Annotated in this window: 13 protein-coding genes and 1 tRNA gene; 2 read left to right on the forward strand and 12 right to left on the reverse strand. The window is 68.1% G+C overall.

The window, feature by feature from the left end; translation table 11 throughout:
• Window positions 1–105: 105 nt before the first annotated feature.
• The 4 genes from BLS95_RS27475 to BLS95_RS27490 are packed head-to-tail and all read right to left on the reverse strand — an operon-like array spanning window position 106 to window position 2,331.
• Window positions 106–1,575 carry a hypothetical protein gene (locus BLS95_RS27475; protein WP_090937313.1) on the reverse strand — a complete coding sequence of 490 codons (1,470 nt, stop codon included), beginning with the start codon at window positions 1,573–1,575 and terminating at the stop codon, window positions 106–108.
• A complete protein-coding gene (locus BLS95_RS27480; RefSeq protein ID WP_090937316.1) occupies window positions 1,572–1,775 on the reverse strand; it encodes a hypothetical protein in 204 nt (67 codons plus the stop codon). The genes BLS95_RS27475 and BLS95_RS27480 overlap by 4 nt, the downstream gene beginning before the upstream one ends.
• A complete protein-coding gene (locus BLS95_RS27485) occupies window positions 1,772–2,122 on the reverse strand; it encodes a hypothetical protein (protein WP_090937319.1) in 351 nt (116 codons plus the stop codon). The genes BLS95_RS27480 and BLS95_RS27485 overlap by 4 nt, the downstream gene beginning before the upstream one ends.
• Window positions 2,122–2,331, reverse strand: a complete 210-nt coding sequence (locus BLS95_RS27490) for a helix-turn-helix domain-containing protein (protein ID WP_090937321.1) — start codon at window positions 2,329–2,331, stop codon at window positions 2,122–2,124. The genes BLS95_RS27485 and BLS95_RS27490 overlap by 1 nt, the downstream gene beginning before the upstream one ends.
• A 162-nt stretch (window positions 2,332–2,493) precedes the next feature.
• Here BLS95_RS27490 and BLS95_RS54430 point away from each other — a divergent pair, with 162 nt between their 5' ends.
• A complete protein-coding gene (locus BLS95_RS54430; RefSeq protein WP_143043891.1) occupies window positions 2,494–3,003 on the forward strand; it encodes a hypothetical protein in 510 nt (169 codons plus the stop codon).
• On the forward strand, window positions 3,000–4,331 hold the full coding sequence (locus BLS95_RS27495; RefSeq protein ID WP_090937323.1) for a tyrosine-type recombinase/integrase: 1,332 nt from the start codon (window positions 3,000–3,002) through the stop codon (window positions 4,329–4,331). The genes BLS95_RS54430 and BLS95_RS27495 overlap by 4 nt, the downstream gene beginning before the upstream one ends.
• Before the next feature lie 86 nt (window positions 4,332–4,417).
• On the opposite strand, the gene BLS95_RS27500 is transcribed toward BLS95_RS27495, so the two are convergent.
• From BLS95_RS27500 to BLS95_RS27535, 8 genes are all read right to left on the reverse strand, one after another.
• Window positions 4,418–4,491: transfer RNA gene (locus BLS95_RS27500), tRNA-Thr, on the reverse strand.
• Window positions 4,492–4,631: 140 nt separating this feature from the next.
• Window positions 4,632–5,495, reverse strand: a complete 864-nt coding sequence (locus tag BLS95_RS27505) for a PSP1 domain-containing protein (RefSeq protein ID WP_090937325.1) — start codon at window positions 5,493–5,495, stop codon at window positions 4,632–4,634.
• Window positions 5,496–5,611: 116 nt separating this feature from the next.
• Window positions 5,612–6,652: a permease-like cell division protein FtsX gene (locus tag BLS95_RS27510; protein ID WP_143043892.1), complete on the reverse strand. Its 1,041-nt coding sequence runs from the start codon at window positions 6,650–6,652 to the stop codon at window positions 5,612–5,614.
• On the reverse strand, window positions 6,649–7,176 hold the full coding sequence (locus BLS95_RS27515) for a SigE family RNA polymerase sigma factor (protein WP_245765308.1): 528 nt from the start codon (window positions 7,174–7,176) through the stop codon (window positions 6,649–6,651). Before BLS95_RS27515 ends, BLS95_RS27510 begins: the two co-directional genes overlap by 4 nt.
• A gap of 121 nt (window positions 7,177–7,297) precedes the next feature.
• Window positions 7,298–8,470, reverse strand: a complete 1,173-nt coding sequence (locus tag BLS95_RS27520; protein WP_090937328.1) for a DNA polymerase III subunit delta' — start codon at window positions 8,468–8,470, stop codon at window positions 7,298–7,300.
• Between the two features lie 110 nt (window positions 8,471–8,580).
• Window positions 8,581–10,626, reverse strand: coding sequence for a dTMP kinase (gene tmk / locus BLS95_RS27525; protein WP_090937330.1), 2,046 nt, complete (start codon window positions 10,624–10,626; stop codon window positions 8,581–8,583).
• Window positions 10,627–10,768: 142 nt separating this feature from the next.
• On the reverse strand, window positions 10,769–11,326 hold the full coding sequence (locus BLS95_RS27530; RefSeq protein WP_090938007.1) for a helix-turn-helix transcriptional regulator: 558 nt from the start codon (window positions 11,324–11,326) through the stop codon (window positions 10,769–10,771).
• 72 nt (window positions 11,327–11,398) lie between these two features.
• Window positions 11,399–12,628 carry a metallophosphoesterase gene (locus tag BLS95_RS27535; RefSeq protein WP_218136002.1) on the reverse strand — a complete coding sequence of 410 codons (1,230 nt, stop codon included), beginning with the start codon at window positions 12,626–12,628 and terminating at the stop codon, window positions 11,399–11,401.
• Between the last annotated feature and the right edge of the window lies 1 nt (window position 12,629).

The raw sequence follows: 12,629 nt of genomic DNA on the forward strand, positions 1-12,629 counted from the left end.
AGTAAGTGCGAGCAAAGGTGTCCGGCCTGGCTTTCCTCGCACTTTGCTCGCGAGGGTCGAACGTGCGTCTGTGCAGGTCAGGCACCTTTGCTCGCCTTCTTTGCTTTACTCGCCAGGCTCGACGAACTTCAGGACCTTGCCAGGGCGCCCCCGGGTCGGGACTTCCGCCTCGGTGAAGCCGGGGAACTCCAGAAGGTCGTTGATCAGGTCGGCTCGCTGAAGCCTGTTGTGGTGGCTGAACAGCTTCGTGACGTCCGTCTTCTTCAGGCCGGCCGCACCTGCGTTCCGGACGGCTGCCATGAGCTTGTCCAGGTCCGGGTTCCCAGTTGCGGTCCCGAGCACGTAGGCCGCGCTGGCATGGGAGTAGTTGACCAGCGCGTATCCGGCGCTGAGGTGCTGCTCATCGACCACAGAGCAGCCATCCATGAGGGCGTACACCATGGCCAGGCGGCGACAGTAGGCGGCGGCCCGCGCGGTGAACTCCGCGAGCGTGCCGTCCTCGCCATCGCTGCTGAGGTCGGGGTAGTACTCGTCAGCCCATAGCTTCTCGGCGGCGGCCGTCATGCCGACCGCTCTGGACGTACGGGCCTTGTCGATGCGCTCCCGGAACGTCTTCGCGTGCGCCGCGACCACATCCGAGCGGGCACCGGTCGGCAGCGCCAGCAGCACATTGCGGTGCGAGTAGATCGGCAGGAAGCGGTTGTAGGTGCCGCCTGCCATCTCCCTGTCGCTGAGCCTGAGACGAAACTCCCGCGGCGGGATGTGGGCCACGATCCCGACGTGGGCGCCGCTCGCCACGAGCTTCTTCTTGGTCATTACGCCGAGGTTCTCGCCATCCCATGCCAGCCTCAGCACGGCGGGCAGGCTGTTGCCCTCCCGCGCGCACCTGGCCATGGTCGAGGCGAACTCCAACTCCATGACGAGCCTGCGCTTGTCCCGGTCTGGGTCATCGGGGTCGTCTTTGACGTCCTCGATCAGTCCTTCGCCGCTGGACAGGCCAGACGTCAGGAGCGGCGCCTGTGCGAACTCGGAGTCGGCGCCAGCGATGATCCGCATGGCCGTGCCCTTGGAGGCGCCCTTGCGACCGGAGTTCGTCTTGCCCACGATCATCGACCAGACGAGTGCAGGGTGTCTGTCGTCGCCGATCTGCACGTACGGGTTGCGGCCCATCATCACGCCGGCGGCGGTCATGAGCGTCGCGAGCACCGACACGGGGTCTGCCTCCGTCGTCGGGTCGAGGTCCCGAACCACCTCGCCGAGGAAGCCGCAGAAGACTGCAGGGTCGGGAGTCGGCCCGGGGCGCTCTGGCCGATCGCCCTCGTACATCGGGTCAACCCGCTTGGCCGCGGCCTGCGCCTCTTCGTCGTCGTAGCCGAGATCCACGAGTTGCGCCTTCTCCGGCTGACCGCCGAGCGCAGCGTCTAACGCGGCACCGAAGGACGAAGCGGCAGGCTTGGACCCACTGCAGAAGGTGTGCCCGGTCGAGGAGCAGTTGGGACAGCGAGTTGTCATCGCCTCCAAGCGCTCCAAGAGCTCATCGTCGGGCAGCTCGGAGAGCTTGCGGTCGTCGGTCACGCCTGGCCCTTCCCGATGGCGCGCACCTTCTCGGCGAGCGCCTTCCATGCCTGCTCAATCTCGTGTTCGGCCATGCCGCGCCCGACGTCGATCCCGTGCTCGAATCCGAGACGGAACCCCTCCTCAAACGACTGGTCTTCGCGGCGCCGCTGGCCCTCGTAATCGCCGAGCAGCTCGAGCATCTTGTCCACGTCGCTCACTTGGCCGCCTTCTTCCTGCGGCGGCGCACGTACGGGACGAGCGTGTACGCAGTGCCGCACCGGCCGCGCCGGTCGAGCATGGCTCCTGCGGGCCAGGTGGCGTTGTGCCGGTGCCACCAGTCGCAGGCGGGGCACTCCTCGACGATGAGGACGGCCTGCTTCTGTCCGGGCTGGGGCGGGAACGCCAGGGCGGGAACGATCGGCAGAGATGTCTGTCCCGTGACGTGACGCGGCTGGCGCTGGCGCGGTACTCTGACGAGGTCTTGGGCGGCCTGCTGGTCGTATCCGACCCCGGTAGGAGTGGCGACTCCTCCGGGGTCGTTCTGCGTCTCGGGGGGCTCTTTCATCAGGCAGCGCTCCCGCCCCGCGCCGCCTCGCGCCGCCGCTCGACGTACTCCTCGATGTCGCGCGTAGCGATGAAGCGCCTGCGCCCGATCGTGATGCTGGGCAGTTCTCCCGACGCGACCAGGCCATGCATCGTCGTCCGCCCAAGTCCCCCGAGCAGGCGCCCAGCGTCCGGCCACCAGGGGATCAGCTTCCGGTCTTCGTCCGACATGTCGCACCCTTCAGCAACGATGACACGCTTAAGCGTTAAGTCCGTCTAGCTTGATGACATGGGTAGCACGTCCGCCACGTGTCGCGCAAGTTCGTCAGAGTTGACGTAGAGGTTCGACGTACTCATTGAGCAACAGGGGAACGTCCCTGTACCTTGGCGGACGTGAGCAATCCTGAGAGGACGTCGGCAGACCCTTGGCGCCTGCCTGAGTACGAGACGAGCGAAGACGAGCTGTGGAGCCGACTCGGCGAGGAATGGCAGGTGGTCAACGGCGTCCATCCCGATGTGCAGGTCTACGTCAGGTGGCAAGTCCGGGACGGAAGCTATCGACTCTCTGGCCTCTGCGTCATTGGAGAGGACGTCACCACGGACGTGATGCGGTCGATCCCTGTGGGGCGACTTGCGAACCTTCCCGGGCTCATCGCTACCGGAATGCCCCGTGAGCAGTTTCTCCGCGAACTAGCACCTCTCGCCAGGCGCAAGGAAGAGGATCCGGACGAGTTCTCCCAGCGCGTGGCCTGGTACTACCGCGCGTTCTCTGCGTTGAGCCCTAGGCCGGCGAAGGACATTGCTGACCATTCGCACGTGCCTGTCGCGACTGTTCGAGGCTGGATCAGAGAGGCACGTCTCCGCGGCAAGCTCCCGCCCGGAAAGAAAGGCAAGGCCGGATGAGCGGACGCAAGCCGAACGGCCGATCTTCCATCTACCTCAGCGAAAGCGACGGCCTGTGGCATGGCTGGGTCACGATGGGCATCAAGGACAACGGCTCTCCTGACCGCCGCCACCGCACGGGGAAGACCGAAACCGAGGTCACGCGGAAGGTTCGCGAGCTGGAAGCGAAGCGGGACGCCGGCAAGACGGACAAGCCCGGCCGCGCGCCCACTGTCGAGCAGTGGATGACCACATACCTCAACGACATCGCCGGCCGAGACCTTGCCCCGACTACGCTTGAGTCCTACTGGAGCGACACGCGCAACTGGATCATCAAGCACCTGGGAAAGCACCGGCTCGACCGGTTGCAGCCCGAACACCTCGACAAGCTGTACACACGCATGTTGACCGAGGGGAAGAAACCGAGCCATGCACTGAAGGTGCACCGCATCCTGTCTCGTGCCCTCGAGATCGCTGTACGGCGAGACAAGATCGGCCGGAACGTCGCCAAGCTGGTTGATCCTCCTGGGGCCGGCGACGAGGAGATTGAGCCCCTGACGCAGAGCGAGGCTCGGCGCATCCTGGCTGTAGCGGAAGGGCGCCGGAACGGTGCGCGCTGGTCTGTCGGGCTCGCGCTTGGATTACGCCAGGGCGAATCTCTGGGCCTGCGCTGGAAGTACGTTGACCTTGATGGCGGGTCGGTTCGGGTCTGGTGGCAGATCTCGCGCCTGACCTGGCGGCACGGGTGCGCCGACGTCAAGGGGTGCACCGAAGGGAAGCACCGCCGCGCATGCTTGAAGAACTGCCCCAAGGCCAAGCGCAAGGCCGGACGTCGTCACATCTGCGTTCCGGCCGCCGCGGAGCGCCTGTGCCCGAAGGATTGCGCGCGGCACGCAAGCACCTGCCCGCAGCGCACCGGGGGCGGCCTGGTGTTCCGTCCACCCAAGGGCAAGTCCAAGCGAACCGTGCCGCTCCCGCCCGAGCTAATCCCGATCTTGAAGACGCACCGGACCAAGCAGAAGGCAGAACGCATGGCGGCGGCGAACGTGTGGGAGGACCACGACCTTGTGTTCTGCCAGCCGAACGGCCGGCCTATCGACCCGCGCGACGATTGGGACGACTGGAAGGAGCTGCTCGGCGAGGCTGGCGTCCGGGACGCGCGTGTGCATGACGGCAGGCACACGGCGGGCACGCTGCTCATTGAGCAGGGCGTCCATGTCCGGACGGTTCAGGAGATCCTCGGACACTCCGACATCCGGTTGACGCAGCGATACACCCACGTGGCTACGCCCATGGCGGCAGATGGCATGCAGCGCATGGGACGTGCCCTGTGGGGGTCTCAACCATGATCGAAGCCGCGTACTGCAACGAGAACTGCAACCGACACGACTCAGGGCGCCCACCCAATCAAGGTGAACGCCCTGGTAGATCCGAGAGCCGCCTTGGGGATTCGAACCCCAGACCCCTTCATTACGAGTGAAGTGCTCTGGCCGACTGAGCTAAGGCGGCGTGCTGTTCAGCTTGCAAGAGTCTACAGGAGCCCAAGGGGTTCTCGCTCCCGCTGATCACCCGACACCCGGACAGATCGTCCCGCCCGACAGCGCCACTCCCGTCCCAAGATCCAGGTCCACCAGGTCACCTGGACGACCTCATGACCCGCCTGCGCCGCCGTCACCCTCATCCCCCGGTTCCTGCTCCGGACCGTACATCTTCTCGTGCTGGATGCGGGGCGAGCACACCGACGCCGACGGGCAGGCACAGCGCCTGCCACCGTCGTCCAGGCGCACCGTCACCGTGTCGGAAGGTACGTTGTGCCCGACGACGGTTCCGTCCCCCTGCGGGGTGCTGACGCGGCTGCCGGCTCTGGGCATTCTGTTGCGGGTCTCGACGTACAGCGGATGCTCGTACTTCAGGCAGCACATCAGCCGCCCGCACGCGCCCGCGATCCGCAGCGGGTTGACCGGAAGGTCCTGGTCCTTGGCCATGCGTACGGACACCGGCTCGAAGTCCTTCAGGAACGTGGCGCAGCACAGGTCGCGCCCGCAGGGCCCGATGCCGCCCTGGAGCCGCGCCTCGTCCCTGGGCCCGATCTGCCGCAGCTCGACCCTGGCTCGCAGGTTGCGGGCCAGGTCGCGTACCAGCGCCCGGAAGTCCACCCGGTGCGGCGCCGAGAAGTAGACGGTGTAGACGTTGTCCTCGTCGAGGTAGTCGATGCCCACGACCTTCATCGGCAGCGTGTGCCGCTTGATCAGCCGCTTGGACACGCTACGGGCTTCGGCCCTGCGGCGTTTGTTGGCCTCGTCACGGTTGAGGTGTTCCTCGCCCGCCAGCCCCGCGCACACCGGCAGCCCGTCGATGTCCTCGCTCGTATATTGCGGTGCCCACACGCACTCCGCCACCTCGGGACCCGAATCGGTCGGTACGAGCACCTTGTCACCCACCTTGGGGCTGAGCCCTCCGGGATCGAGGTAGTAAAGCCTCCCATAACGGGTGAAGCTCACAGCCATGATCATTCCCATGGGCTAGCGCTCGCCTCCTGACGGCCTCGGGGGTTCGTACGGCCTCCGTTGCCACATTACGTGCGTACGCCCGCCGAGAGTGAGGGCCACCGGCGCGGATCTTCACCGGATCATGTGCCGGCCACGCACGCCATGCTGTCCGGCAGGGACAACCCGTAGTTGAATTCCAGCAAGGTCTCCCCGACAAGGCAGGCGTTGTAGACGACCTGTGCCACCCCCGGCTGCCGCTTCATCTTGTTGAAGACCTTGCTCCAATCGGCCCCCTGTTTCATCGTCAACCTGAAGGACTGGGGCATGTCCTCCACTTGGGTCGCCTGCAGAAGCGCCGTGTTCTTGCTGAAGGAGCGCCGGAAGTTCTCGTATGCCATCTCCTGGCTCTCGAAAACGTACGACTCGACCTCCGGCATCTGGGCGATCTTCCGGATGGCGTCTTTCTGGGCCTTCGTCGCTTCCTTGCCGACGTCGACGGTCCTGACGACGCCGTGCTCATAGCGCTCGACCTTTTCCCGGCACGAAGGCTGCCACGTCCCCTTCGTGCAGAGGAAGACAGCCATCGTCATATCTCCTTTCACCCGCGCCATCTCGTCGGGCGTAGGGAGAACCTGTACGCTCCGCACACCGGCCATCCCCATGGCCCGCGCCACCTGCTGCTGGGTGACTCCCCCCTTGGTCTTCACCCGGAACGCCGGGGCCAGGTCCGTGGCCTTGACCTCGTTCAGCAATGCCTTGTCGTGCACGTACTCGCGCCGGAAATTCGCGTAGGAGAGGGCCTGGTCCACGAAGAAGAACGACTCGACCCCCGGCCACCCACGCAGGTAGCTCTCGATCGCCTTCATCTCTTCAAGCGTGGCGGCGCGCCCGTGACACGAGGTCTCCTTCGGCGCCGACTCCGTACACAGGTAGACGGCCACTTCCTTGGTCGGCTGCGGATTCGTCGCCACCGCCCGATCCTCACCGCCGAGACCGCCGCCCCACCCCACGGCCGCCACCGCACCCGCGAGCACCACGACCACGGAAACGGTGACCAGCCGCAAGTTCACCCGGAACCTCCGTCGCTCCCGCGTCCGCAGCGGCTGCAGCGTGCTGGCGTCGATCGTCTCCCCCGCGCCGGCCAGGGCGTCGCGCAACCTGTCTTCCACCGGACCGCTCATGCGTCCTCCCCAAGCGCTCGGCCGAGGGCCGCCAGCCCTCGCGCGATCGTGGATCTCACCGTGCTCGCGCCGGTCCCCATCGTTTCGGCGATCTCCTGGTCGGAGAGATCGAAGTAGTAGCGCAGCGTCAACGCCTCCCGCTGCCTGCGCGGCAACTTCCGCAGCGCGAGCAGCACCTCCCGCCGCTCCTCGCCCAGCAGGACGGCGCTCTCCGCCGACCAGACAGGCGGTTCGTACGGCACAGCGCGCCGGAACACCCTCGCCCGCCTGCGTAACACCGACCGGCACCCGTTGAGCACCGCGGAACGCACGTAGGCCAGCGCCTTGTCGGCGTCCCGCAACCTGGACTGGCCGGCATGGGTACGCGCGAACGCCTCCTGGACGACGTCTTCGGCGCTCGCCTGATCGCCGACCATGATCAGTGCCAGCCGTACGAGACCGACATGATGCTCGGCGAAGATCGACGCCACATCGACCCGCTGCCGCGCCAGGGCCTCTTGTTGCGTGAGTAGTTCGACTTCCACATCACAGAGACGCCCGTAGGCCCCATCCGCTGCTTCAGCCACCCCGCCATCTTCCGGCGATCGTCACAGCACCACGAGCGCTCGGCCACGCCTCATCCGCGAGCCGAGGGCCACCCGAAGGTCAGCCCCGCAACGCCAGCATCATCGCCTCGACGGCCATCTGCGGATTCACGTTCAGCCCGAGCCGCTCCCGGCACAACATGACCGCGTCGATCCGCCGCAAAGTCTCCTCGGGGGTGGACGCCTTCGCCAGCTGATCCAGGTCGAACCGGACATCATCATTGGCCAGCTCGACCCCGGCCCCGAACTGCATGGCCAGCACGTCCCGATAGAACGACACCAACTCCAGCAGCGCCGCGTCCAGGGAATCCCGCTTGATCCGGGTGGCCCGGGACTTCTGCCGGTCCTCCAGCTCCTTCAACGCCCCGGCGCCGCCCCGCACGAGCCCTCGGTTGAGCCCCTTGCCGGTGGACCCCTCCCCGTACAGCTTGCGCAACTCGGAGGTCTCGCTCTCGTTGAGCACCGCCGTGGCGGCGGCGGCCTCCTCCTCGGCCGTCTTCACCAGCCGCTCGGCCGCCGTGACGCACTCCCCGACCCCGGTCAGCGAGCGCGGGATGCCCAGCACGGACTCGCGCCGCCGCCGGACCTCCTCGTCCAGAGCCAGCGCCCGAGCCCTGCTGATGTGCCCCTGAGCGGCCCTGGCGGCGAACGTCGCCACCTCCCACGGCACGCTGTCCCGCGTGGCCAGCACGTGCGCCACAGCCTCCGGGGCAGGGGTGACCAGATTGACCAGGCGGCACCGCGACCGGATGGTGATCATCAGATCGTCCGGAGCTGGCGCGCACAGCAGCCAGACCGTCCGCGGTGGCGGCTCCTCGATGGCCTTGAGCAGGGCGTTGGCGGCGGATTCCGTGGCCCGGTCGGCGTCCTCGAACAGGATCACCCGCCACCGGCCCTGCGTGGGGGCGCCGGCCGCCCGCAGGATCAGCTCGCGGGTCTGCTTGACGCTGTAGGACAACCCCTCGGGGCGTACGGTCTCCAGGTCGGGATGCGAGCCGATCAGCGCCTGGTGGCACTGGTCACAGTGGCCGCAACCGCCGTCCGGGCAGAGCAGCGCCGCGGCGAAGGCGCGGGCGGCGTGCTCGCGGCCGGAGCCCGGCGGCCCGGTGAACAACCAGGCATGTGTCATGCCCGCGCCCCGCCCGCCCGCGACGACCTCCCCGGCCGCCACGGCTGCCCGCGACAGCACCGCTATCGCCTGGTCCTGCCCCACGAGGTCATCGAAAACCGCCACGAGGTAAGGCTATCCGCGAACACCGACAACCACCTCCACAACCAGCCGCCCACCTCAACGCAAAGCCCGCACAGCCAGCCGCCACCCCTCGGCAGCGGCATCGGAACGAACTAGTCGCGAATCGCAGGCATGGTCCCCGTGGAGTCCTCCGACTCGCGCGGCACCGGGTCGGGCAGCAGCTCCCGGATCCGGTCCTGGATCTGCCGGGTGATCACCTCGGTCGCCAGCGTCCCGTCCACCACCAGATACCGCTCGGGAGCCGCGGCCGCCAGCGCCCGGAACTCCTTGCGCACCCGCTCGTGGAACTCCAGCGGCTCCGACTCGATCCGATCGGCCGCCCCGCCCAGCCGGCGCAACCCCACCTGCGGCGGCGTGTCGATGAGCACCGTCAGATGCGGCACCAGCCCGCCCGTGGCCCAAGCGTTGATCTTGGACACGTCTTCGGGGGCCAGCGCCCGCCCGGCGCCCTGGTAGGCGAGCGACGAGTCGACGTAACGATCCGTGATCACCAGCGACCCCCGGTAGAGGGCCGGCCGGATCACCTTCTCCACGTGCTCGGCCCGGTCGGCGGCGTAGAGCAGCGCCTCAGCGCGCGCCGACAACCCGCGCTCGGCCGCGTCAAGCAGGATGGCCCGCAGCCGCATGCCGACCTTGGTGGAGCCCGGCTCCCGCGTCTGTACGACGTCGAAACCCTGGTCACGCAGCCAGATGGCGATCAGCCGCGACTGGGTGGTCTTGCCGGAGCCCTCGCCGCCCTCGAACGCCAGGAACAGGCCGGGCACGTGCTCGGGCGACTCGGTGGGGAACCGCTCGCCCCGCACCGCGGCGATCAGGTCCGCGGACAGCGAGACGCCCTTCCTGTCGTCCATGTGCCGCAGCGCCAGGATGCCGACCGTGATGGCGAGCGCCCCGCCGATCAGCAGCACCAGGTTGGACCCGTCGAACCGGTAGGTGACCTCGCCCAGATCCAGCCTCCGCACGCCGTAGATCGCGGCCAGCGGGTTGGCCACGGCGACCACGAGCAGCAGGGTCACCCGGGCGGTGGACTGCAGGAACGAGAACGTACGGCCGCGCAGCCCGTCCTCGACCTCGAGCCCGATCAACGTGTAGCCGATGATCCAGGAGATCCCCGCGCACGCCCCCAGCACCACGGTCAGCATGACCACGATCACCAGGTTGTGCACCAGGGCGATGGCCACGAGCACCAGCCCCGCCACCGTGATCGCCAGCCCGAACAGCCGCCGCCGCGACAGCTCCCGCAGCAGCCGGGGCCCGAAGAACATGCCCAGCGCCATGCCGACGAAGACCGCCCCGAAGACGACGCCGTAGGCCGCGTCGCCGCCGCCGAGCGCCTCCACGTAGATCTTCGCCACGCCCACCACGGCCCCGCCCGCCGCGAACGCCCCGAGCATCCCGATGATCAGGCCGCGCACCAGCCGGTTGCCACCGACGAACCGCCAGCCCTCGACGACCTGCTTGAGCACCGAAGGCGTCGAGATGGCGCCGTCGCGCCTGGGGATGCCGCGCAGCGTGAAGATCAGGAACGCCGACACGAGATAGGCGCAGGCGTTCACGGTCAGCGCGATGCCGGTGGTGTCCCGGCCGGACATGAACGGCACCACGTTCGTGGCCACGTCGCCCACCACGGACAGCGCCGCGAAGAGCAGGGCCGCGACCGGCGCCGTGCCGTAGGTCACCAGCAGGTTGAGCTGGTTGGCCGACTCCAGCTGCTCCTTGGGCACCAGGTTGGGCACCGTGGCGTCCTTGGCCGGGACCCAGAAGAGGTTGATGCACTCGACCAGGACGGTCGCGATGATGATCCACTGGTAGCTCTGCACGAACGGGATCGACAGCACCACGGCGAACCTGGCCACGTCGGCCGTGACCATCGTCAGCCGCCGGTCGAACCGGTCGGCGAACACGCCCGCGAGCGGCCCGAGCAGGATCGCGGGCAGCATCTTGGCGATGAAGACACCGCCGATGGCCAGTGACTGGACCCGGTAGTCGTCGTGCTGGGTGAGGTTTCCGGCGAGCGCGGTCAGTGCCAGGAGATTGAGCCAGTCACCCAGACTGCACACCGACATTGCCGTCCAGAGCCGTCGGAACGGCGCATTGGCCAGCACGTGGGCGGGGCGGCTTCGGCCAGGGGCAGTCATGATTTCAGCGTATCCAGGTGTTGGCAAGAAGCGGGCGGACAACAGATGAACCGGATTTTTCCCGGATGCTCGTGGCTGAGAGTATTACGATCGCAGGCCGGCGCGCAGGATACACACCTCGAAAAAGCGCCCCAAAACGTCATCAATTCATATCTCCGGCCTCTTGCCGGGCCTCTTCCACCAAAGGCGCCCACTCGGCCCGGATCTCCTGCGGCAGGATCAGCTCGTCCCAGAGGTCGAGGAGGAGCACGCCGTCCACGTGGTCGAGCAGCTCCTGGGGCCCGCCCTCGCACAGCAGCGCGACGTAGGCCGCCCGGCGCTCGTCGCGGTCGGCCAGGTCGTAGACCCGCCCCCGCAGCCGTACGCGGCCGAGCGCCGCGGCGAGCGGCAGCCGGTGCAGGCGGCTCGGCACGTGAAAAGTCCGGCCGTCGCCGGCCGCCCGGGCGGCGAACTCGACCTTCGCCTCCAGCACCAGCCGAAACCCGGCCGCGTCGAGAATGCGGCCCGCGGTCTCCAGCGTCGGCGACTTCCTGCCGTGCTCATAGGCCGACAGGGTCGTCCTGGAGGTGCCGCTGACGCTGGCCAGGGCCTTCTGGTTGAGGCTGGCGGCATGCCTGGCCTGCCTGAACAGCAGCCCGCCGCGTTTGGCCCAGAACGCGACGTCCTGCCGGAACGCCTGCTCCACCGGGGAAGAGACCATGCCCACCTCCGAAAGGTATCCGGTTGGATACTAGGGCACGATGGCACTCCGTGACTACCGGATCGCGGAAAGTCAGCCGCCCAACTCCAGCAGCGTGATCTCGGGCGGCGCCCCGACCCGCACGGGCGGCCCCCAGAACCCGGCGCCCCTGGTCACGTAGACCTGTACGCCGTCGATCGCGGCCAGCCCCGACACCACCGGCTGCTGCAACCCCACCACCAGGTTGAACGGCGCGATCTGCCCGCCGTGCGTGTGCCCGGACAACTGCAGGTCGACGCCGTGCCGCGCGGCCTGGTCGACCATCACCGGCTGGTGCGCGAGCAGCACCACGGACCGGCTGGTGTCACGGTTGCCGAGGGCCTTGCCGAAGTCGGGGCCGTCGTTCGAGGAGGTGCCGTTGAGGTCGTTCACCCCGGCCAGGTCGAGCACGGCACCCTGATGCCTGATCTCCACCCGCTCGTTTCGCAACGAGCGGACACCGAGTTGCCCGAGCTCCTCGATCCACTCGGCGGGGCCGCCGGCCGAGAAGTATTCATGATTGCCGGTCACGAAAAAGGCCCCGTAGCGGGACTCCAGGCTCTTTAACGGCCGCGCCAGCGGCCCCAGCTCGGCCACCGACCCGTCCACCAGGTCTCCCACGATCGCCACGACGTCGGCCTGAAGCCCGTTGATCATGCGGACGATCCGCTCGGTGTGCGCCACGCCGGTGAGCGGCCCCAGGTGGATGTCGCTCACCACGGCGAACCGCAGGCCGCCGAGCCGCGGATCCAGCTTCGGCAGCGCGACCCCGACCCGCTCGATCACCGGGTCGCCGAGGGCCGTCGCCATGCCGTACCCGACCGTCCCCAGCGCACCGGCACCGGCGATGACGGCGGTGGTCCGCCCGAGAAACAGCCGCCTGCTCATAGGCCCGGCCTCCGGCCCCGCGTCCGCGAGCGCAGTCGTCCCAGCCTCCCTGATCGGGCTCTCCGCACCCGCCATGACAGGCACGGGCTCGGCCACCGGCGCCCGCCCCGGCCTCCGCAGGACAACCCCGGCGACGGCCCGCGGAATCTCCAGCACGACGAGGAAAACCACGAGGTAGAACAGCAACGCCAGCCACACGAACCCAGGCCACGCCAGCCAGTGCGCCACGCCCAGCCTGCTGCCCGCGAACGTCGCCACGAGCACCGCGAGCAGTCCCGCCAGAGCCCAGGTCAGCGCCTTGCGCACCCGCCCGGGAGCCGTGCTCGAACGCACCATCCGGTGCCACACGTACCAGTGCCCGAGCAAAACCAGGCCCAAGAAGATCAGGACGATCACA

The organism is Nonomuraea jiangxiensis (assembly GCF_900099965.1).
GTDB classification, from domain to species: domain Bacteria; phylum Actinomycetota; class Actinomycetes; order Streptosporangiales; family Streptosporangiaceae; genus Nonomuraea; species Nonomuraea jiangxiensis.

Bases quoted from the DNA above. Each gene is read 5' to 3' on its own strand.
- BLS95_RS27505 (WP_090937325.1), bottom strand. From the start codon at position 5,495: ATGATCATGGCTGTGAGCTTCACCCGTTATGGGAGGCTTTACTACCTC.
- BLS95_RS27495 (WP_090937323.1), top strand. From the start codon at position 3,000: ATGAGCGGACGCAAGCCGAACGGCCGATCTTCCATCTACCTCAGCGAA.
- tmk (WP_090937330.1), bottom strand. From the start codon at position 10,626: ATGACTGCCCCTGGCCGAAGCCGCCCCGCCCACGTGCTGGCCAATGCG.
- BLS95_RS27530 (WP_090938007.1), bottom strand. From the start codon at position 11,326: ATGGTCTCTTCCCCGGTGGAGCAGGCGTTCCGGCAGGACGTCGCGTTC.
- BLS95_RS27490 (WP_090937321.1), bottom strand. From the start codon at position 2,331: ATGTCGGACGAAGACCGGAAGCTGATCCCCTGGTGGCCGGACGCTGGG.
- BLS95_RS27510 (WP_143043892.1), bottom strand. From the start codon at position 6,652: ATGAGCGGTCCGGTGGAAGACAGGTTGCGCGACGCCCTGGCCGGCGCG.
- BLS95_RS27485 (WP_090937319.1), bottom strand. From the start codon at position 2,122: ATGAAAGAGCCCCCCGAGACGCAGAACGACCCCGGAGGAGTCGCCACT.